Source organism: Mesorhizobium sp. M0664 (assembly GCF_040320565.1).
GTDB lineage: Bacteria > Pseudomonadota > Alphaproteobacteria > Rhizobiales > Rhizobiaceae > Mesorhizobium.
This window is the reverse complement of the sequence record NZ_JAMYPW010000001.1, coordinates 400302-420117: the sequence shown is the minus strand read 5'-3', so window position 1 is coordinate 420117 and position 19816 is coordinate 400302. Positions and strand designations below refer to the sequence as shown.

Genomic DNA, 19816 nt, shown 5'->3' with positions numbered 1-19816 from the left:
CCCGACCGGATACGAGCTGCTGCTCCCCAAATCAGAACTACAGGAACGCACGATGCGACCAGCATTTGCCGGTATCGACTTCGGCACTTCGAATTCCACCGTGAGCGTGGTCAGGAACGGGCAGCCGCGGCTGGTGGCGTTGGAAGACGGCCAAGTCACGCTGCCCAGTGCGGTATTCTTCAATTTCGAGGACAACCGCACCTATTTCGGGCGACGCGCCCTTGCCAACTATACGGACAGTATCGAAGGCCGCCTGATGCACTCGTTGAAGAGTGTGCTCGGCAGCTCGCTCGCCCACGAAAAGACGCGCATCAAGGCGCGCTCGATCGGCTTCATGGAGATTGTCGGCCTGTTCGTCGGCCATCTGAAAAAGAAGCTGGAAGAAGAAGCCCATGACGCGGTCGACAGCGTCGTGCTGGGACGGCCCGTGCAGTTCGTCGACGACGATGCCGAGGCCGACGCCAAGGCGGAGCACGAACTCGAAAACGCCGCTCGTGCCCACGGCTTCAAGCAGATCGCCTTCCAGTTCGAACCGATTGCCGCGGCACTCGACTACGAACAAAAGGTGACGCGCGAGGAACTGGCGCTGATCGTCGACATGGGCGGCGGCACGTCCGACTTCTCAATCGTGCGGGTCTCGCCCGAGCGCGCCCGCTCGCTTGACCGCAAGGACGACATCCTGGCCAGCCGCGGCATCCACATCGGCGGCACCGACTTCGACCGGCTGCTGAGCATCGCCCATGTGATGCCGCAGCTCGGCCATCTCTCACCGACCAAGGATGGCAAACGTAATCTGCCGGCGAGCTACTTCATCGACCTGGCGACGTGGCAGCGCATCAACCTGGTCTATACCGCGAGGGCGATGACGCATCTGCGCCAGATCCGCTACGAGGCGGAGCACGCAGACCTGGTCGACCGCTTCATCCACATCATCGAGCATCGTTACGGCCACGCGCTGGCGGCGCTGGTCGAAAAGGCCAAGATCGAGCTGACGGACCGATCGTCGGCCGATGTCGAGGTCGCGCTGCCCGAGGTGAGGTTCACGGCAGAAATCACGCGCAAGGGTCTCGAAGCCACCATAGCCAGGGACATTGAGCGTGTTGCGGCTACGGTCGAGCAGACCATCCGCGACGCACAGGTGAAGGCCTCGGACATCACCGCGGTGTTCCTGACCGGCGGATCGACCGCGATCCCGCTGGCCAGGCAGCAGATCCTGGCGCTGGTGCCGCAGGCGTCGGTAATCGAAGGCGATGTGTTCGGCTCGGTCGGGCTTGGGCTGGCGCTCGACGCGCAGCGGAAGTTCGGCTGATCGGCTTAAAGCGGCGCGAATCTCTCAGCTTTGCCGCCAAGATGCGCCTTGAGCGCCATCTGGGCCAGGCTTGGCTGCCGGTCGCGATGCGTGATCATGGCAAATTCGCGCTTCGGCAGATCGACCGGCACGGAACGCAGACTGCCTTCGGCGACCGCGCGCGCGACGACGAGTTCCGAAATGATGCTGGCGCCGGCGCCGGCCTCGACTGCCTGGCGAATAGCCTCATTGCTCGGCAATACCAGGAATATCTGCAGGTCCGCGAACGAAATCCCGTCGCGTCGGGCAAGGTCCTCCAGCACCTCGCGCGTGCCCGACCCGCCTTCGCGAATGATCCAGCGAAGCCCGCCAAGGTCGGGATGTCCAGGCGAAACTTCTGCGATCTCAGGGTGCGAGCGCGCCACGACCAGCATCATGCGATCGATATCGACCTTGGCACGGCGCAAAATGTCGGATTCGGTGCGCCCCTCGACCAGGCCAAAATCGGCTGCGCCATCAAGTACATTGGTCTCGACCTGCCTGGTGTTGCCAATGCTCACGCTCAGCCTGACGGCAGGATAGGCTTCGTGGAAAGAGGCGAGCCGGCGCGGCAGCCAATAACTGGCGATGGTCTGGCTGGCAGCGATCGAGAGACTGCCTGATATCGTCTGCGCGACATGCTCCAGCACATTGTGGGCGGCCGCAGTCCGCTCGAGGACCGCCTTGGCCTCGGGCAAGAATCGGCGTCCGGTCTCGGCGAGCTCGATATTGCGGCCCACTCGGTTGAACAACTGGACGCCGTGCTGCTGTTCGAGCGAGCGGATGGCGGCCGACGCGGCCGACTGTGAGATGCCCAGCAACTCGGCCGCTTTGGTCATGTGCGCCCGTTCGGCGACGGCAACGAAGATCCGCAACTGGTCCAGGGTCATTCCGACACTAAGAAGCAAATCCGATTGGAATTACAAGAGCAAGTTGTTAGACGGATCGGTCGCTTTGTTCTAAATTTTGACCCGAAATTGGAAAAAAGTCGCGCCAGAGCAGTCGAGGGTAGAATTGGTGGGGCGGTTCAAATCCGTGTTTGCGCACTGGACCCGCAGCCTGCGGCCGCGGCTCTTGGGTGAACGCTATCGGCCGGAAGAGCATTACATGCGCGGCCCCGGCCCGAAGACGAGAGCCAAGGTCGCGGAGCGCAAGAGCATCACCGGATCATGACCAACAACCTGCTGCGCGGAGCCAATTCGGCACCATCACAACGGCCGCTTGCCGATACACGCGCGCCCGCTGAAGGCGACGGCGTCGATACGTCGCCCGATGTCTCCGACAGCGTCGCCAAGACGACTTGCTATATGTGCGCCTGCCGCTGCGGCATCGACGTCCATATCAAAGACGGCAAGGTCCGCTACATCAACGGCAACAAGGATCACCCGGTCAACCGCGGTGTGCTGTGCGGCAAGGGCAGCGCCGGCATCATGCAGCATTACAGCCCGGCCCGGCTGAAGAAGCCGCTACTGCGCACCGGCCCGCGCGGCTCGGGCGAGTTCCGCGAGATTGAGTGGGAGGAAGCCTTGTCGATCGCGACAGAACGGCTTTCGAACATCCGCCGAACCGATCCGAAGAAACTTGCCTTCTTCAGCGGGCGCGACCAGTCGCAATCGCTGACCGGCTGGTGGGCGAGCCAGTTCGGCACGCCGAACTTCGCCGCCCATGGCGGCTTCTGCTCGGTCAATATGGCGGCCGGCGGCCTCTACACGATTGGCGGCTCGTTCTGGGAGTTCGGCGAGCCCGACTGGGACAACACCAAATATTTCATGCTGTTCGGGGTTGCCGAAGACCATGATTCCAATCCGATCAAGATCGGACTCGGCAAGCTCAAGGCGCGCGGCGCCAAGGTGGTTTCAATCAATCCCTGCCGCACCGGCTATAATGCAATTGCCGACGACTGGATCGGCATCCGGCCCGGCACCGACGGCCTGTTCGTGTTCGCCCTCATCCATGAATTGCTGAAGGCTGGCCGCATCGATCTCGAGTACCTCTTGCGCTACACCAATGCCCACATCCTGGTCGTTCAGGAGCCTGGAGCTGTCGATGACGGGCTGTTCATGCGCAATGGCGAGGGCAATCCGCAGGCTTGGGACAGGGTGGCGAAGATGCCTGTCAATGCCAGCGATGCCGACGCGAAGCCCGCATTGACCGGCAGCTTTCTCGTCGACGGCCGCCGCTGCGTGCCGGTCTTCCAACTCGTCGCCGACCGTTATCTGGACGAGAGCTATTCACCGGACGCCGTCGCTGACCGGTGCGGCATCTCCGCCGACACCATCCGACGCATTGCCGCAGAACTCGCCCATGTCGCCTTCGAACAGCAAATCGAATTGCCGGTGGCCTGGACGGACTGGGCCGGCCGCCGGCACGAGACCATCAAGGGTCGGCCGGTGTCGATGCATGCGATGCGCGGCATCTCGGCCCATTCGAACGGATTTCACACTTGCCGCGCCATTCATCTGCTTCAGGTGCTTCTCGGCACGGTGGACGTGCCGGGCGGCTTCCGCTTCAAACCGCCTTATCCGCGGTCCGCGCCGCCGGGTCCAATGCCCGCCGGCAAGAATGTGAAGCCGATGACACCGCTCGAAGGCATGCCGCTCGGCTTCGTCTGCGGACCGGAGGACCTGCTGATCGATGAAGGCGGCAAGCCTGTTCGTATCGACAAGGCCTACTCCTGGGATGCGCCGCTGGCCGCACACGGGCTCATGCACACGGTTATCCGCAACGCCTGGGCCGGCGATCCCTACAAGATCGACACTCTGTTTATGTACATGTCCAACATGGCCTGGAACTCGTCGATGAATACGGTCGAGACGATGGCGATGCTGACCGATATCGAAGCGTCGGGCGAGTACAAGATCCCGTTCATCATCTATTCCGACGCTTATTATGCCGAGACCGTGCCTTTTGCCGATCTGGTGCTGCCGGACACCACCTATCTCGAGCGTCATGACTGTATCAGTCTGCTCGACCGGCCGATCAGCCATGCCGACGGTCCGGGCGACGCCATCCGCCATCCGGTCGTCGAGCCGGACCGCGACGTCAGGCCGTTCCAGACGGTGCTGATCGAACTCGGCGCGGGGCTCGGTCTGCCCGGCTTCGTTCATGACGACGGCTCCGCCAAATACCGCGACTATGCCGACTACATCGTCAATCACGAGCGCACGCCAGGTGTCGGTCCGCTCGCCGGCTGGCGCGGCAAGGACGGGGCCTCGGTCGGCAAGGGCGAGGTCAATCCCGACCAGTTGCAGCGCTACATAGATAATGGCGGCTTCTGGCACCAGGATTTCGCCGCCGATCAGCGCTACTACAAGATGGCCAACCGCTCGTATCTCGAATTGGCTGAGAGCATGGGCTTCATGCCGAAGGCCGAGCCGATCGTCTTCCAACTCTATTCGGAGCCGATGCAGCGCTTTCGCCTTGCGGCGCGCGGCCATGGCGGGGTGCTGCCGCCGGAGGCGGAGCGCAGCCGCATCGAGACCTATATGGATCCGCTGCCGTTCTGGTATGCGCCCTTCGAAGAGGCTGCGGTCGACAGCCAAGCCTATCCGCTGCACGCGCTGACGCAGCGGCCGATGCACATGTACCATTCCTGGGGCGGGCAGAATGCCTGGCTAAGGCAGATCACCAGCCAGAACCGACTGTTCGTGCACTACCGGACGGCAGCCGGCCTCAGCCTTGTCGACGACGATTGGGTTTGGATCGAGAGCATCAACGGCAAGGTCAAGGGGCAGATCAAGCTGGCCGACGGCGTCAACGCCGATACGGTGTGGACCTGGAACGCGATCGGCAAACGGCGCGGCAGCTGGGGGCTCAAGGACGACGCGGCCGAATCCAATCGCGGCTTCCTGCTCAACCACATCATCGGCGACCAGACCTCCGCCGATGCCAACGGCAAACGCTATTCGAACTCCGACCCGGTAACGGGCCAGGCCGCATGGTTCGACCTGCGCGTGCGCATCGTCAAATGCGCGCCCGAGGAAGCGGGCTTCACCGAACCGCAGTTCGAGCGGTTCCGCCAGCTGCCGGACTCTGAGCTCTCGCCCGACAAGCTCAGTTTCGGCGCCGAGTTCCGCATGAAAAGAGAAGCCGCCGAATGACTTGCCTTCCCGCCCATACCGACAAGAAGCTCGGCCTTGTCATCGATCTCGACACCTGCGTCGGCTGCCAGGCCTGCGTTACCGCCTGCAAAGAATGGAATACCGGCGGCCATATGGCGCCGCTGACCGACATCGACCCCTATGGCGGCAATGTCGACGGCGTCTGGTTCAACCGCGTGCACAGTTATGAGCACATCACGGAGATGGGTGGGCGCACAGTCAATTTCCCACGCTCCTGCCTGCACTGCGAGACGCCGGCGTGCGTCACGGTCTGCCCGACCGGCGCCTCCTACAAGCGGGCGTCGGATGGCATCGTGCTGGTCGACGAGGACAAATGCATCGGCTGCAAACTGTGCAGTTGGGCCTGTCCCTACGGAGCGCGCGAATTCGACACCAATGTCGGCGTGATGAAGAAATGCACGTTGTGCGTCGACCGCATCTACAACGACAATCTGGCGGAAGAAGATCGCGTGCCGGCCTGCGTCGCTGCTTGCCCGACCAGCGCGCGGCATTTTGGCGATCTAGGCGATCCGGCATCCGCTATCTCGCAACTGGTGGCCGAGCGCGGCGGTGTCGATCTGATGCCGGAAATGGGCTATAAGCCGACCAACAAATATCTGCCGCCACGTGCCCACACCACCCGCGCCGCATCGGTGCCGGCGCCAGCGCTTGAAGCGGTGCGGGCCGAAGGCGGCTTCCTCGGCTGGGTCGACCGCATGCTTTCGAACTGACCCGTGCCTTCATGCATCCAGCCTTCTCCGTCGTCTTTTTCACCACGGCCACGGGCGCCGGTTACGGCCTGCTCGCGCTGCTTGGCGTGCTCGCTGGACAGGGCTTTATCCCGCCCGATTTCTGGCTTGGCCTCACCGGCATGGGGCTGGCGCTTGGCCTGATCTCGACAGGCCTGCTGTCGTCGGCCGGCCATCTCGGCCGGCCCGAACGCGCCTGGCGTGCCTTCTCGCAATGGCGTAGCTCATGGCTGTCGCGCGAAGGCGTTGCGTCGGTCGCGACCTTCGTCCCCGCGGGACTGTTCGGCATCGGCTGGGTGATCCTCGGACGCACGAGCGGCTGGGTGGCTGTCGCCGGGCTGCTGGCTGCCATCGGCGCGGTCGCAACCGTCTGCACCACCGGCATGATCTACGCGTCGTTGAAGCCGATTGCCCAGTGGCACAGCCGCTTCACCCTCCCCGCCTACCTGGTCTTTTCGGCGATGACCGGCAGCGTACTGCTCAACGCCCTGCTGCAGGGATTTGCCGCAGGCTCGAATATGCTTCTGGCAGCTGCCCTGTTGCTGACCGCACTCGGCTGGGGTTTGAAGCTGGCGACCTGGCGATACAATGACAGGCTGGAGATCCCGACCAATGCCAACACCGCAACCGGGCTTTCCGGCGGCACGGTGCGGTCGCTGGAATGGCCGCATACCGAGGAAAACTATCTGCTCAAGGAGATGGGTTTTCGCATTGCGCGCAAGCACAGCGCTAAACTCCGCCAGATCACGCAGGTGCTGGCCTTTGCTTTGCCCGCGTTGCTGCTGGTCGCGGCGTTCGCCTTGCCGTGGCCCTATGCGGCAGCACTGTCGATACTCGCCGCAATCGCCCAACTCGCCGGAATGCTGGTCGAGCGCTGGCTGTTCTTCGCCGAGGCCAAGCACACGGTCACTTTGTACTACGGCAGGTAGGTTCAGCCCGGCCTGAGCATCGCGTGGGAAATCGCGAAAATGCGCTGTGTGCCAAGCATATAGGCCATCAGCGTTTCGCGGCGGAACAGCCCGGCATAGGCGCGATCGAGCACGTTGAGCGAGCCGGTATAGGCGCCGAAAGCCGGCATGATCATGCGGCCGCCATCGCCGGCAAAGCAACGACGCCGCACCGAACGGCCTTGCTGCACGATGCGGGCGCAAGGATGCAGATGGCCCGATATCTCGCCCTCTACCCTTACCGCCGAAGGCTCGTGCCGGAAGAGCAGAGAACCGATGGCCAATTCGCGCACGGTTTCGCCCGGCAGGTCGGCCGGTGCTTCCGGGTCATGATTGCCGGCGACCCAGAACCAGTCGCGCCCGACCATCAGCCCTTCCAGCCTTTGGCGAAAGCTCGCGTGCATACGTGCGGCGCCGCCGCCATCGTGAAAACTGTCGCCCAGGCTGATAACGATCGCAGGCTGATAATCGGCGATCACCGCCTGCAGCCGGAGCAACGTCGCACCGGTGTCGTAAGGTGGGACCAGCGTGCCGCGCCTGGCCAGTGATGAGCCTTTTTCCAGATGCAGGTCGGATACGGTCAGAAGCCGGAATTCGGGAAAATAGAGCACGCCGCGACGGTCGCAGATCGCGCGTTCGCCGGCGATACGGACAGTGCCAGCATCCGCCAGAGGCGCAGCCATGGCGAGCGCGACAGTCATTTCGTCCCCATGGCCTCCTCGACCAGCGTGGCTGCATCCATCAGCAGCGTGTCATCGGCCTCGCCGTGCACCGGCATTTTGCCGATCTCGAGCATGATCGGCACGGCGAGCGGCGATATCTGCTCGAGGTTCTTATGCATGATTCGACCTTGGACGCGCGAGAGCATCTCGGCAAGTCTGCTGACATCCAAGAGACCGGTCGCGGCATCGGCACGCGTCGCCTGCAAAAGGATATGGTCGGGCTCGTGGCTGCGCAGCACGTCGTAGATGAGATCCGTCGACACGGTTACCTGGCGGCCGCTCTTCTCCTGCCCTGGGTGGCGTTTCTCGATCAATCCCGAGATCAGCGCGCAATTGCGAAAGGTGCGCTTCAACAACCAACTGCCGGCGAGCCAGGCTTCGAGGTCGTCGCCCAGCATGTCCTGATCGAATAGCGCAGCCAGCGACGGTTTCTTCGCCCTGAACATATGGCCCATATCGGCCAGCGACCATATGGCAAGCGCATAGTCGGTGGCGACGAAGCCGAGCGGCTTGGCTCCCGCCCTGTCGAGGCGGCGGGTGAGCAGCATGCCGAGCGTCTGGTGCGCCAGCCTGCCCTCGAACGGATAGGCCACCAGATAGTAGCGGTTGCCGCGCGGAAAGGTCTCGATCAGCAGATCGTCGCGTTTCGGCAGCACCGACTTGTCGGCCTGAAAGCGTAACCAGTCGGCGACCTGCTCCGGCAGCTTCTTCCAGCGCTGCGGATCGTCCAGCATGGCGCGGACCTGTTCGGCCAGGTACGTCGAAAGCGGGAATTTGCCACCACCGTAATACGGCACCTTGGCGTCGCTGCCGGGTGCATTCGAGACAAAGCACTCATTCTCGCGGATACCTTCGAAGCGCAGCAGCTTGCCGGCGAACATGAAGGTGTCGCCATGCGTCAGCGTTTCGAGGAACGCCTCCTCGATTTTGCCCAGAACCCGGCCGCCACGCGAAGCCGCGCCTCTGCTGCCGGCCTGGACATAGCGGACGTTGAGCGCCGGCACTTCGATGATGGTGCCGACATTGAGCCGGTATTGTTGGGCGACGCGAGGATTTGAGACCCGCCACAGCCCGTCCTTGTTGAGACGAATACGGGCGTAGCGTTCATAGTTCTTCAGCGCATAGCCGCCGGTGGCGACGAAATCGATGACGCGATCGAATGTCGGCCGATCGAGATCGGCATAGGGTGCTGCCGTTCGCACTTCCTCAAACAGCGCATCGGCATGGAACGGCGCACCGCAGGCACAGCCCAGCACGTGCTGCGCCAGGACGTCGAGCCCGCCATTGACCAGCGGCGGCGTATCCTGGGCACCGAGATAATTGGCGTCGAGCGCCGCCCTGCATTCCAGCACCTCGAAGCGGTTGGCCGGTATCAGGATCGCCTTCGACGGCTCGTCCATACGGTGGTTGGCGCGGCCGATGCGCTGCGCCAGCCGGCAGGCACCTTTCGGCGCGCCGACATGGACGACTAGATCGACATCGCCCCAGTCGATGCCGAGGTCGAGCGTCGACGTGGCGACGATGGCGCGCAGGGCGTTCTCGCCCATTGCCTTTTCGACACGCCGGCGCTGCGCGACGTCGAGCGAGCCGTGATGCAGCGCGATCGGCAAGGTCTCCTCGTTGACCCGCCACAACTCCTGGAACAGCAACTCCGCCTGGCTGCGCGTGTTGACGAACAGCAGGGTTGTCTTGTGGCGCTTGATCTCGTTGTAGATTTCCGGCGTTGCGTAGCGGGCCGAATGTCCCGCCCACGGCACGCGCTCCTCCGAATCGAGAATGGAGATGTCGGGCTTGGCGCCGCCAGTGACGACGATCAGTTCGGCCATCGGCCCCGGTGGATTCTGGCTGACCAGCCAGCGCCGCAATTCGTCAGGCTCGGCGACCGTCGCCGACAGGCCTATCGTCTGCAGGGCGGGCACAAACGAGCGCAGCCGGGCCAGCCCGAGCGACAGGAGATGCCCGCGCTTCGAGGTCACCAGCGAATGCAATTCGTCGAGCACGACATAGCGCAGGTCCTCGAAGAAGCGCTTGGCATCGGGCGCGGCAATCAGCAGCGCCAATTGCTCGGGCGTGGTCAGGAGAATGTCGGGCGGCGCCAGCTTCTGCCGCTGGCGCTTGTGTGCGGGCGTGTCGCCGGTGCGCGTCTCGACGGTGACCGGCAGCCCGATTTCTTCGACGGGTTTGCCGAGATTGCGCTCGATGTCGACGGCCAGCGCCTTCAGCGGCGAGATGTAGAGTGTGTGGATGCCTCGATGCGCCTGCCCCGGCCTTCTCCTCGGCCGGCCGGCCAGTTCGGTCAGCGATGGCAAGAACCCGGCCAGCGTCTTGCCGGCGCCGGTCGGGGCGATCAGCAATACCGACCGGCCGCCCTGGGCTTTGGCCAGCAAATCGATCTGGTGGGCGCGCGGCGACCAGCCCTTTTCCGCAAACCATTTGACAAATGGCTCGGGCAGGACGACGGCGGCATTCTGTTCGGCAAGGCGCGGCTGCTCTGTCACGCGCCAGACGTAGCGCGGCGGCGCGCAATCGCCAAGCAGAATCAGAACAAAAGGTGATCGATTCGCGCTACGGCCGGCGAAACCCGGTCGGTCCGCCATAGAGATAGCCGATACGGGCGACCGCCTCCCTCAGTCCTTCACGCGACACCAGCATGGTGTGGCCGTTGGCGTGGATCATGGTCTCCGGATCTGTCATGATCGCGACGTGGCCTTTCCAGAAGACCAGGTCGCCGCGCCGCAACCCGGCAAAATCCGGCCCGGGTTCGAGCGGCTCGCCGACGGTCGCCGCCTGCATGTCGGTGTCGCGCAGCACTTGCCTGCCAGCCATGTGCATTGCAAGTTGCACGAGACCGGAACAATCGATGCCGAAGCCGGAGACGCCGCCCCACAGATAGGGCGTGCCGAGAAACGCCTCGGCGACCGCGACGTAGTCGGGATGAACCTCGGCGACCGGCCTGAGATGACTCGAGATGACCGCCTGGCCGGACGGCAGCAGAGCATAATGCGTGCCGCGCGTTTCCGCTGAGCCCGTCACCGCCACCAATGACCCCATCGAGAGCTCCCCGCTCACCGGGAACCGCAAATCCGGTCCCGGATAGAGGAAAGTGCGCGGCACCGAGACAACATGGGTGGGCGCATGCTCCCGACCGCCCAGCACGGTGTCGGCGACATAGCCGACATAGCCGTCGCGCTCGGCCTGTATCCAGGCCCAGCCCTCAACGTCCTCGAAGACGAGGACGTCTTCGCCGAACAGAAGCTGGGTATCGACGCCGGCGTCCGGGCGCGGCGCCTTGCGGATGTCGGCGACGCAGGCTGATATGCGAGCCGGCCGGCCGGCGACGAAACGGTCGGCGGCGACCTCGCCTCGCAGCCTGGCGTCGGCGAGATCGGAGCGGAAGGCATGGAGGCGGGCATCCCTGGCGGTCAAATCGGCAACTCGTTCAAATGGGCAACTCTTGGGCTCTGGCAATGATAACATCGCCAAAGCGCTCGACAAAGAGCGCGCCTTCGACTGTGCGCCTGACCAGCACGTTGCGCTTGTCGAGCTCGTCGCGGTGGCGCGACACCAGTTTCAGCGCCCCCATCGTATCGAGCGCACGGGTGATCACCGGCTTGGTGACGTTGAGGCGGGCGGCTAACCCCCGTACCGTGTGGGGCGGCGGATCGAGATAGATGGTGAACAGGATCGCCGTCTGGCGCATGGTGAGATCGGGCGCGTCGTCGCGCACCTCCGACAGCACCACCTGTTGCCATAGTCGCAACGCTTGGCTTGGACGCATGATAATCGACATCCGTCCAGCATGACGGAAAATTGTTTCGGTTCCGTTTCAGTCAATAACCTTCGTCGGCTATGCCCGAGAATCAGCCGTAGCGGTTCGAAATGACCTGCTCCAGCGCCCGGATGCCTTGCGCTTCGCCACCGGCAAGGCCGTGCGGGCGGTCGAACGGGTTCCAGGCGAAGATGTCGACATGCGCCCAGCCGGCGGTCTTTTCCACGAAGCGCTTCAGGAAAAGCGCCGCGGTGATCGAGCCGGCGAAACCGTCCGGCGTGACGTTGTTGACGTCGGCCACCTTCGACGCCAGCTTGGCGTCATAGGGCTTCCACAACGGCATCCGCCATAGCGGATCCTCGACCGCAACGGAGGCGTCCGCCAGCTCGGATGCAAGCGTCTCGTCACCGGTATAGAACGGCGGCAAGTCGGGACCGAGCGCAACACGGGCAGCGCCTGTCAGCGTTGCCATATCGACCAGCATCTGCGGCTCTTCGTCATCGGCCAAGGCCAGGGCATCGGCGAGCACCAGCCGTCCTTCGGCGTCGGTGTTGCCGATTTCGACGGTAATGCCCTTGCGGCTCACCAGCACGTCGCCTGGCCGGAAGGCGTTGCCGGCTATCGAATTCTCGACAGCCGGGATGAGCACGCGCAGCCGAACCTTCAACCCGGTGGCCATGATCATGGAAGCGAGACCCAGCACGTTGGCAGCGCCACCCATGTCCTTCTTCATCAAAAGCATGCCCGAGGACGGCTTGATGTCGAGACCGCCTGTATCGAAGCAGACGCCCTTGCCGACCAGCGTTATCTTGGGGGCATTGTTCGGCCCCCAAATCATGTCGATCAGGCGTGGCGCGTCGGCAGAAGCCCGACCGACGGCGTGGATCATCGGAAAGTTGGCGGTAAGAAGATCGTCGCCTTTGGTCACCGATATTTCGGCCTTGTGCGTCGCGGCCAAGGTCCGGGCGGCCTTTTCCAACTGCCCGGGGCCCATATCGCTGGTCGGCGTGTTAACCAGATCGCGCGCCAGGAAAATGCCATCGGCGAGGCGGCGGATGCGGGCGGCGTCGGTGCCTGCCGGCAGCGCGAGGCGAAGCGTCTTGCCTGGCTTCTTGCCGTAGCGGGTGAAGACATAGCCGCCGAGCGCCACGGCGAGTGCCGTAAGCTCCGGCTTGGCCGGTGCGGACGCAAAATGCCACTCGCCTGCGGGCAAGGCTCTCGCTAGTGCGCCGATGGCCAGTGCGCCCTCGCCATCACCGGTGCCGAACAGGGCTCCGGCAATCGCGCCGTTGTCGCCAGGCATGATCAGCGTCCTGCCGGCCTCGCCGGAAAAGCCGTTGGCCTTGGCCCAGGCGACCGAGGATGGCGCAAGGCCCGCCGCCGCCAGAGCATCCTTCGCCACCAGATGGACCGGCAGCGCATTGCTCAATTCTTTCTCGACGAGTTCGACAGGCATTCGCTGGCCTCCGGCTTCCGAGTCGGCGTTTCTTAACTCTCCGTTAGGGTTAACAGAATATTTCTGCGGGAGGAAAGATGACCTCGCAAATGGTCACGCGCATGAACGGAGCCCTGGTGCCGATGCCGACCAACCGCAGGATGAACGCCAGCGCAAATAGGCTGATCACCACGGCGTTGATGATGGTGCTTGCTGCAGGCGTCGCCGGCTGCGGAACCAGCAAATTGACGACTGGCTCGATTTCTCGTCCAAGCGGCAAGCCGCTGGAAACAATGTCGGCGGGCGAACTGCACAACGCTACGATGGCGCTCGGCCAGTCCTATTCGAAAAACCCCAGCGACAAGCGGATCGCGACAAATTATGCCGCGGCGCTGCAGATGGACGGCGACGCAGACCAATCGCTTGCGGTGATGCGCAAGCTGGCGATCGCCTTGCCGAAGGATCGCGACGTGCTCGCCGCCTATGGCAAGGCGCTTGCCGCCAACGGACAGTTCGAGCCGGCACTCGATGCCGTGCGCCGCGCCCAGACGCCCGAATATCCTGACTGGAAACTGGTATCGGCGGAAGCTGCTATTCTCGACCAGCTCGGCCAGAAGGACGAGGCTCGCCAAGGCTATCGCAAGGCGCTTGACCTCAGGCCGAACGAACCGTCGATCCTTTCCAATCTCGGCATGTCGTACGTGCTGGAAGGTGATTTGCGCACAGCCGAAACCTATATGCGCTCAGCCGCCCAGCAGCCGAATGCAGACAGCCGCGTCCGCCAGAACCTTGCGCTGGTCGTCGGTCTGCAAGGCCGTTTCGACGAGGCAGAGAAGATCGCCTCGCAAGAGCTGTCGCCGGATCAGGCGCAGGCTAACGTCGCTTACCTTCGCCAGATGCTGGCGCAGCAGAATGCCTGGAGCCAGCTCAAGGACCAGGACAAGGCAAAGCCCGCCACCAACTGACCGCTTCGAGCGCCGAACCGGCGCGCGAATTCCGCAACATGTCTAACGCAAAGAGCCGCGCTGCACCGGCAGCGTGGCTCTGAATCGTATCAGCGTTTCTGGCAACGCCGCTGGCGCTACTCGCTGCTTGATTTCGGCTGGTCGCCAAAGATGCCGCGCTGGCTCACCTGGATGCCGGCGGGACCCAGAATGATGGCGAACAGCACCGGCAGGAAGAACAGGATCATCGGCACGGTGAGCTTCGGCGGCAGCGCGGCCGCCTTCTTCTCGGCGGCATTCATGCGCATGTCGCGGCTCTCACTGGCAAGCACCCGCAATGCATGCGCCACGGGCGTGCCGTAGCGCTCGGCCTGAACCAACGCCTGGGACACCGACCTGACGGATTCCAGGCCAGTTCGGCTTGCAAGGTTCTCGTAGGCCTGCTTGCGCTCCTGCAGATAGGAAAGCTCGGCGTTTGTCAGGATGAATTCTTCCGCCAATGCCACCGATTGCGCGCCGATCTCATCGGCGACCTTGCGAAGCGCCGCTTCCACCGACATGCCGGACTCGACGCATATCAGCAACAGGTCGAGCGCGTCCGGCCACGCCATCTGAATCGATTGCTTGCGCTTGGTAGCGCGGTTGTTGACGTAGAGCACCGGCGCGTAGAATCCCGCATAGGCTACCACGATGCACACGAACAGCTTCACGAAAAGCGGCTGCTCGGGCAATCCGCCGAGCACGAACAGATACATCGCCGCCAATGCAAAGCCGATGAAGGGCAGGACGAGACGGAAGAAAAGGAAGCGCGTCAGCGGATTTTGCCCGCGAAAACCCGCCACTTTCAATTTCTGCAAGGTACCTTCATCCGCCAGCGCACGCCTGAGATCCAGGCGATCGACAATATTGCGCATGCCGACCGACTGTTCTTCGCGCAGGCCCTTGCGGCGGCGGTCGGCTTCGACTGCCAGCCGCGCGCGCTGCTTGGCGCGCAGCTCATCGCGCTCCAGCGCTACGGATTTCATGCGCGCCTTGAGCTGGTTCCCGCCAAAAGCGGGCAGCAGCGTGAAGACGGTCGCAAACACCGCGATGCCGACCAGCAGTGCGATCAGCAGGGACGGGTCGGTGAGAGTTCTGATGACGTGATCGGTCATAACGAGTCCTAGACTTCGAAATTCATCATCTTGCGCATTACCAGGACGCCCATCGACATCCAGATGCCGGAACAACCGAGGATCAGATGGCCGGTGCTGGTGATGAAGAGGGGCATGATGTAGTTCGGGCTCGTCAAATAGACGAGAAAGGCGACGACGAAAGGCAACGCGCCGATGATCACGGCGGATGCCTTGGCTTCCATGGACAATGCCTGGACCTTGGCTTTCATTTTCTTGCGGTCGCGAAGCACGCGCGAAAGATTGCCCAGCGCTTCGGAAAGATTGCCGCCGGCCTGAGACTGGATCTGGATGACGATGCCGAAGAAGCTCGCCTCGGTGCACGGCATCGTTTCTGGCATGCGCATGGCCGCGTCAGGGATCGACAAACCCATTTGCTGCGAATCGACTATGCGGCGGAACTCGGTCTTGACCGGCTCGGGGGATTCGTTGGCGATCAGACGCACGGCGTCGTTCAGCGGCAGGCCGGATTTTACCGCACGCACGATGATGTCGAGCGCGTTCGGAAATTCGTTGAGGAACGCCTTGACGCGGTGCGCGCGGCGAAACGAGACGAACCAGCGGGGCAGACCCAAGACGCCGACCAGCAGCGCAGCCGGCAAGACCAGCAACGGTGCGCCGATGAAATATACAAGAGCCGTCAATACGACGCCGCAGACCGCCGAGTAGACATAGAAGCGCTCAAGCGAGATCTTCATGCCGGCCTGGCGGATTTGGATCTTCAGCGGTGGTTTCTTGACCAGGCTCTGATTGGACTTTTGCTTTTGATCGAGATCCTTCAGCGAATCCTGGACGGACTTGCGACGCTTGGCCGCTTCCGCCACGCGATCGCGCGACGCCTTGACGACGGAACGATCCGTCTCGGCGGTCTTGATCGATTCAAGCCGCTTGCCGACCTGCTTCTCGGTGCTGATCCGGTTGAACAGGAAAGCATAGGCCACAGCGCCGGCGCTGAAGCCGGCGAGCACGACGAATGCCAATACGGTGCCGTCAATTCCGAACATCGACCCTGGCCCCCACGCTTCCAGACGGATCAATCAGCGCGTTTCTCCATCGCCTCGAGCGCGACCGCGAGGCGCTGCTCCTCACCGTAGTAGCGGGCGCGCTCCCAGAAATGCGGACGGCCGATGCCAGTCGACACGTGCTCGCCCAGCAGCCTGCCGTTCGCGTCCTCGCCCTTGATGTTATAGAGAACGATGTCCTGGGTGATGATGACGTCGCCTTCCATGCCGATTACCTCGGTGATGTGGGTGATACGCCGCGATCCGTCGCGCAGGCGTGCAGCCTGTATGATCACGTCGACGGAGCCGACGACGATCTCGCGCACGGTTTTTTGCGGCAGCGTGTAGCCGCCCATGGCGATCATCGACTCTATGCGGTTGAGGCATTCGCGCGGGCTGTTCGAGTGGATCGTTCCCATCGAGCCGTCATGGCCGGTGTTCATCGCCTGCAGCAGGTCGAACACTTCGGGTCCGCGCACTTCGCCGACGATAATACGTTCGGGGCGCATGCGCAGACAGTTCTTGACCAGGTCGCGCATGGTCACTTCGCCCTCGCCTTCGAGGTTGGGCGGACGGGTTTCGAGACGCACCACATGCGGCTGCTGCAATTGCAGCTCAGCTGAGTCCTCGCAGGTGATGACGCGTTCTTCGCGGTCGATATAGTTGGTCAGGCAATTGAGCAGCGTCGTCTTGCCTGAGCCGGTACCGCCCGAGATGACAATGTTGCAGCGGACACGCCCGATGATCTTGAGAATCTCGGCCCCTTGCGGAGAAATCGAACCGAACTTGACCAGCTGGTCGAGCGTCAGCTTGTCCTTCTTGAACTTGCGGATGGTAAGTGCGGTGCCGTCGATAGCCAGGGGCGGTGCGATGACGTTGACACGGGAGCCATCAGGAAGACGCGCATCGCAGATCGGGCTTGATTCATCGACGCGGCGGCCAACCTGGCTGACGATACGCTGGCAGATGTTGAGGAGCTGCTGGTTGTCGCGGAAACGGATGCCGGTCTGCTCGACCTTGCCGTTGACTTCGATGTAGACGTTCTTGGAGCCATTGACCATGATGTCGGCAATATCGTCGCGGGCAAGCAGTGGCTCCAGCGGCCCGTAGCCCAAAACGTCGTTGCAGATATCCTCGAGAAGCTCTTCCTGCTCGGCGATGGACATCGCGAAATTCTTGATCGCGATGATGTCGTTGACAATATCGCGGATTTCCTCGCGCGCGCTTTCGGGATCGAGTTTGGCGAGCTGCGACAGATCTATCGTATCGATGAGTGCGGCGAAGACCTGGCTTTTGGTGTCGTAGTAGGTTTCGCTCTTTTGGCGCTGGATACTTTTCGGCTCCGGCGCCAATGGCGGCGGCTCGACCGCACGGCGAACCGCCGGCGCGGCAGGCGCGCCGGATGGCGGCAGCGCCGCCGGCCTGGCAGCTACAGCCGCTTCCACAGGGTTCGCGGCCGCCGGCGCGGCAGGCGCGGGTGCTGGCTGACGGAATTCCGGAATGGTCCGGTTGCCGTCGTCGCTGCCTCTTTTACCAAACATGATCGCTTACCAATTCCACCGCTGAGGCATCACTTCTTGTTGCGCGAAAGCTTGCCGATCAGATTGCCGAGGCCAGCCTTTTTCTTCACCTTGATTTCGCTGCGCCCTGTCAGCACATGGGCGATCTCGTTGATCGTGGCGACAACCGGACTCTTGGCATCCATCTCACCGAGCATACGTCCGTTGTTGGCAGCATTTCCGAACAAAAGCGGCTCGAACGGGATGACCGACATCGGCGAAAGGCCGAGCGATTCGGAGAAGTCGGACGGCGTAATCTCAGGACGTTTCGGCACACCGGCCTGGTTGATCACAAGCTTTGGCGCGGGGTCGTTCGGACGAAGCCGCTTCAGCATGTCGACCAGGTTCTTCGTGTTGCGCAGATTGGCAAGTTCGGGCGTCGCCGTGATGACGATCTCGTCGGCCTTGACCAGCGTGTTCTTGGTCCAGCCGGCCCACACGTGGGGAACATCGAGCACGAGGAGCGGCGCGCTACGCTGGGCTATGTCGATAAGCTGGGTGAAGGCGTCTGGATCGAAATCGTAGACCCGCTCCAGGGTCGAAGGGGCCGCAAGCAGCGACAGGTGCTCGGCGCATTGGGCGAGCAGCCGGTCGAGATAGACCTCGTCGACGCGTTCCGGCGAGAAGACTGCCTCGGCAATGCCTTGCGCCGGATCCTGGTCGAAATTGATATTGGCCGTTCCGAAGGCGAGGTCGAGATCGGCGACAACCACTTCGGATTTGAAAAGGGACGACATGGCCCAGGCCACATTATGGGCTATGGTCGAGGAGCCGACGCCGCCTTTGGCGCCGATGAAGGCAATCGAGCGGCCGATCGGCTCAGCTTCCGGATCAACGAAGATCGAAGACACCACGCTGACGATGTCGGCCATCGATACGGGCGCGATGACATACTCGGAAATGCCCGAACGGATGAGTTCGCGGTACAGGCCGACATCGTTGTAGTGGCCGACAACCACCACCTTGGAGGTCGGGTCGCAATGCTCGGAGAGCTGGGCGAGTTGTTCCAGCAACAGCTTCGGCTCGCTGCGCGATTCAAGCAGGATCAGGTTCGGCGTCGGCGCCGACTGATAGAATTCGATAGCGGTGGGGATGCCCCCCATATGCACCTTCAAATGGGCCTTGGCCATGCGGCGATCCTCGCCGGCGCGCTCGACCGGATTGGCTACGCCTTCGGTCTCGCAAAATGCCTGGATCGAAATGCGCGGGATCGGCCGCAACGCCTGCATCGCGGCAATATCCTGCTCCGAGGTTTCGCCGCCCGGTACCTCTGTGTCATAGGCAAGATTGCTCATTGTCATCACTTTCCGTGACTTGCGCGGCTTAGGGTTTGTTGAGCCTCAACACTCGTTAATATTCGACTTCCGAATTGCCGAGGAATTCGTCCGAAATACCTCTGTCACGATAGACGTCGATCACCGCGCCGCGATTTTCCGCGTCGATCGGCGTCGGCTTGCGTGGCCCGATCAGATCGGACGGATTGGCCATCTGGGCAGCCAGGTTGTTCTGATACGAACAGCCGAAATCGGCATAGTGCTTGTTTTCCGAAGTCTGCAGCAGGTCTTCGGGCCAGCGCCCGCATTTATCCGTCTGAGCCTTCACCGAGACGTAGGCAACACGAACCGGTGCGGACGCTTCGGCCGAAACAGACTGATAGGACCGCATGTCGATCCGCTTCCGGCTGATGCCGCTGGCTATGGCCAGCCTGGCGAAATCGCGGCCGGCCGCGGCCGCTGCGATTTCGTTGGCTGAGCCGCTCGGAATCTCGATCGTCAGCACCGGAGCCGCGCTCCTGTCGTATCCGTCCAGGAAGCCCAGGAGCGTGTCACGCTGGGATCTGGTCATGCCACGGTCGCCGGCGCCGACCGGAAGGTCGATCTTCTGTATCTTCTCAGCTATGACGATCGGATGGGTGGTGCGATAATCGTCCGGTATGGCACCCACCGTGACGCTGTCGCGATTGGCGCAGCCGGCCAGCAATGCCGCCACCGCGATCGCCATAATGGGAACGGCCGGCCGCCAGATTCGCGAATGGACTGACCGCGTCGCGGTGATCGCCCGTGCCTTCGATGTTGCCTTAGACATGACCGC

16 protein-coding genes are annotated in these 19816 nt (G+C 62.9%); 5 read left to right on the top strand and 11 right to left on the bottom strand.

The annotated features are described in order from the left end of the window. The first annotated feature begins 52 nt into the window (after window positions 1-52). Window positions 53-1309, top strand: a complete 1257-nt coding sequence (locus NKI39_RS01875) for an Hsp70 family protein (RefSeq protein WP_352830476.1) — start codon at window positions 53-55, stop codon at window positions 1307-1309. A 5-nt stretch (window positions 1310-1314) separates the two neighbouring features. On the opposite strand, the gene NKI39_RS01870 is transcribed toward NKI39_RS01875, so the two are convergent. Beyond that, the gene (locus NKI39_RS01870; protein WP_352770812.1) at window positions 1315-2217 is read right to left on the bottom strand and encodes a LysR substrate-binding domain-containing protein; all 903 of its coding nucleotides are present in this window, start codon (window positions 2215-2217) and stop codon (window positions 1315-1317) included. Between the two features lie 279 nt (window positions 2218-2496). Here NKI39_RS01870 and NKI39_RS01865 point away from each other — a divergent pair, with 279 nt between their 5' ends. Genes NKI39_RS01865 through NKI39_RS01855 form a run of 3 tightly spaced genes read left to right on the top strand, consistent with a single transcriptional unit; the run spans window position 2497 to window position 7105 of the window. Further along, a complete protein-coding gene (locus NKI39_RS01865) occupies window positions 2497-5427 on the top strand; it encodes a molybdopterin oxidoreductase family protein (RefSeq protein WP_352830473.1) in 2931 nt (976 codons plus the stop codon). Continuing rightward, window positions 5424-6158, top strand: a complete 735-nt coding sequence (locus NKI39_RS01860) for a 4Fe-4S dicluster domain-containing protein (RefSeq protein ID WP_352830471.1) — start codon at window positions 5424-5426, stop codon at window positions 6156-6158. The genes NKI39_RS01865 and NKI39_RS01860 overlap by 4 nt, the downstream gene beginning before the upstream one ends. An 11-nt stretch (window positions 6159-6169) precedes the next feature. Beyond that, window positions 6170-7105: a dimethyl sulfoxide reductase anchor subunit family protein gene (locus tag NKI39_RS01855; RefSeq protein ID WP_352830468.1), complete on the top strand. Its 936-nt coding sequence runs from the start codon at window positions 6170-6172 to the stop codon at window positions 7103-7105. 2 nt (window positions 7106-7107) lie between these two features. On the opposite strand, the gene pdeM is transcribed toward NKI39_RS01855, so the two are convergent. The 5 genes from pdeM to NKI39_RS01830 all read right to left on the bottom strand — a co-directional run bounded on the left by pdeM (window position 7108) and on the right by NKI39_RS01830 (window position 13070). Then, on the bottom strand, window positions 7108-7824 hold the full coding sequence (pdeM, locus tag NKI39_RS01850) for a ligase-associated DNA damage response endonuclease PdeM (RefSeq protein ID WP_352830465.1): 717 nt from the start codon (window positions 7822-7824) through the stop codon (window positions 7108-7110). After that, the gene (locus NKI39_RS01845) at window positions 7821-10343 is read right to left on the bottom strand and encodes a ligase-associated DNA damage response DEXH box helicase (protein ID WP_352830462.1); all 2523 of its coding nucleotides are present in this window, start codon (window positions 10341-10343) and stop codon (window positions 7821-7823) included. Before NKI39_RS01845 ends, pdeM begins: the two co-directional genes overlap by 4 nt. Window positions 10344-10410: 67 nt before the next feature. Continuing rightward, the gene (locus NKI39_RS01840; protein ID WP_502898527.1) at window positions 10411-11322 is read right to left on the bottom strand and encodes a C40 family peptidase; all 912 of its coding nucleotides are present in this window, start codon (window positions 11320-11322) and stop codon (window positions 10411-10413) included. Further along, window positions 11285-11635: a MarR family winged helix-turn-helix transcriptional regulator gene (locus NKI39_RS01835; RefSeq protein ID WP_023676939.1), complete on the bottom strand. Its 351-nt coding sequence runs from the start codon at window positions 11633-11635 to the stop codon at window positions 11285-11287. Before NKI39_RS01835 ends, NKI39_RS01840 begins: the two co-directional genes overlap by 38 nt. 70 nt (window positions 11636-11705) lie before the next feature. After that, window positions 11706-13070 (bottom strand): leucyl aminopeptidase family protein, encoded by a 1365-nt coding sequence (locus tag NKI39_RS01830; RefSeq protein WP_352613902.1) that lies wholly within the window; start codon window positions 13068-13070, stop codon window positions 11706-11708. A 122-nt stretch (window positions 13071-13192) separates the two neighbouring features. On the opposite strand from NKI39_RS01830, the gene NKI39_RS01825 reads away from it, so the two are divergent. Continuing rightward, window positions 13193-14014, top strand: a complete 822-nt coding sequence (locus tag NKI39_RS01825; RefSeq protein WP_352470190.1) for a tetratricopeptide repeat protein — start codon at window positions 13193-13195, stop codon at window positions 14012-14014. 116 nt (window positions 14015-14130) lie between these two features. Here the strand turns inward: NKI39_RS01825 and NKI39_RS01820 are convergent, their stop codons facing one another. Genes NKI39_RS01820 through NKI39_RS01800 form a run of 5 tightly spaced genes read right to left on the bottom strand, consistent with a single transcriptional unit; the run spans window position 14131 to window position 19810 of the window. Beyond that, window positions 14131-15147, bottom strand: a complete 1017-nt coding sequence (locus tag NKI39_RS01820) for a type II secretion system F family protein (protein ID WP_023676936.1) — start codon at window positions 15145-15147, stop codon at window positions 14131-14133. An 8-nt stretch (window positions 15148-15155) separates the two neighbouring features. Beyond that, a complete protein-coding gene (locus NKI39_RS01815; RefSeq protein WP_023676935.1) occupies window positions 15156-16169 on the bottom strand; it encodes a type II secretion system F family protein in 1014 nt (337 codons plus the stop codon). Window positions 16170-16198: 29 nt separating this feature from the next. Next, window positions 16199-17707, bottom strand: coding sequence for a TadA family conjugal transfer-associated ATPase (locus tag NKI39_RS01810; protein ID WP_352613901.1), 1509 nt, complete (start codon window positions 17705-17707; stop codon window positions 16199-16201). A 29-nt stretch (window positions 17708-17736) separates the two neighbouring features. Continuing rightward, window positions 17737-19020, bottom strand: a complete 1284-nt coding sequence (locus tag NKI39_RS01805; RefSeq protein WP_352621909.1) for a CpaE/TadZ family protein — start codon at window positions 19018-19020, stop codon at window positions 17737-17739. A gap of 55 nt (window positions 19021-19075) precedes the next feature. Then, on the bottom strand, window positions 19076-19810 hold the full coding sequence (locus NKI39_RS01800; protein WP_352448620.1) for a CpaD family pilus assembly protein: 735 nt from the start codon (window positions 19808-19810) through the stop codon (window positions 19076-19078). Window positions 19811-19816: the final 6 nt, after the last annotated feature.

Excerpts from the sequence above, each read along its gene's own strand:
- NKI39_RS01875 (WP_352830476.1), top strand. The coding sequence starts at position 53 with ATGCGACCAGCATTTGCCGGTATCGACTTCGGCACTTCGAATTCCACC.
- NKI39_RS01870 (WP_352770812.1), bottom strand. The coding sequence starts at position 2,217 with ATGACCCTGGACCAGTTGCGGATCTTCGTTGCCGTCGCCGAACGGGCG.
- NKI39_RS01865 (WP_352830473.1), top strand. The coding sequence starts at position 2,497 with ATGACCAACAACCTGCTGCGCGGAGCCAATTCGGCACCATCACAACGG.
- NKI39_RS01860 (WP_352830471.1), top strand. The coding sequence starts at position 5,424 with ATGACTTGCCTTCCCGCCCATACCGACAAGAAGCTCGGCCTTGTCATC.
- NKI39_RS01855 (WP_352830468.1), top strand. The coding sequence starts at position 6,170 with ATGCATCCAGCCTTCTCCGTCGTCTTTTTCACCACGGCCACGGGCGCC.
- pdeM (WP_352830465.1), bottom strand. The coding sequence starts at position 7,824 with ATGACTGTCGCGCTCGCCATGGCTGCGCCTCTGGCGGATGCTGGCACT.
- NKI39_RS01840 (WP_502898527.1), bottom strand. The coding sequence starts at position 11,322 with ATGTTATCATTGCCAGAGCCCAAGAGTTGCCCATTTGAACGAGTTGCC.
- NKI39_RS01835 (WP_023676939.1), bottom strand. The coding sequence starts at position 11,635 with ATGTCGATTATCATGCGTCCAAGCCAAGCGTTGCGACTATGGCAACAG.
- NKI39_RS01830 (WP_352613902.1), bottom strand. The coding sequence starts at position 13,070 with ATGCCTGTCGAACTCGTCGAGAAAGAATTGAGCAATGCGCTGCCGGTC.
- NKI39_RS01825 (WP_352470190.1), top strand. The coding sequence starts at position 13,193 with ATGCCGACCAACCGCAGGATGAACGCCAGCGCAAATAGGCTGATCACC.
- NKI39_RS01820 (WP_023676936.1), bottom strand. The coding sequence starts at position 15,147 with ATGACCGATCACGTCATCAGAACTCTCACCGACCCGTCCCTGCTGATC.
- NKI39_RS01815 (WP_023676935.1), bottom strand. The coding sequence starts at position 16,169 with ATGTTCGGAATTGACGGCACCGTATTGGCATTCGTCGTGCTCGCCGGC.
- NKI39_RS01810 (WP_352613901.1), bottom strand. The coding sequence starts at position 17,707 with ATGTTTGGTAAAAGAGGCAGCGACGACGGCAACCGGACCATTCCGGAA.
- NKI39_RS01805 (WP_352621909.1), bottom strand. The coding sequence starts at position 19,020 with ATGAGCAATCTTGCCTATGACACAGAGGTACCGGGCGGCGAAACCTCG.
- NKI39_RS01800 (WP_352448620.1), bottom strand. The coding sequence starts at position 19,810 with ATGTCTAAGGCAACATCGAAGGCACGGGCGATCACCGCGACGCGGTCA.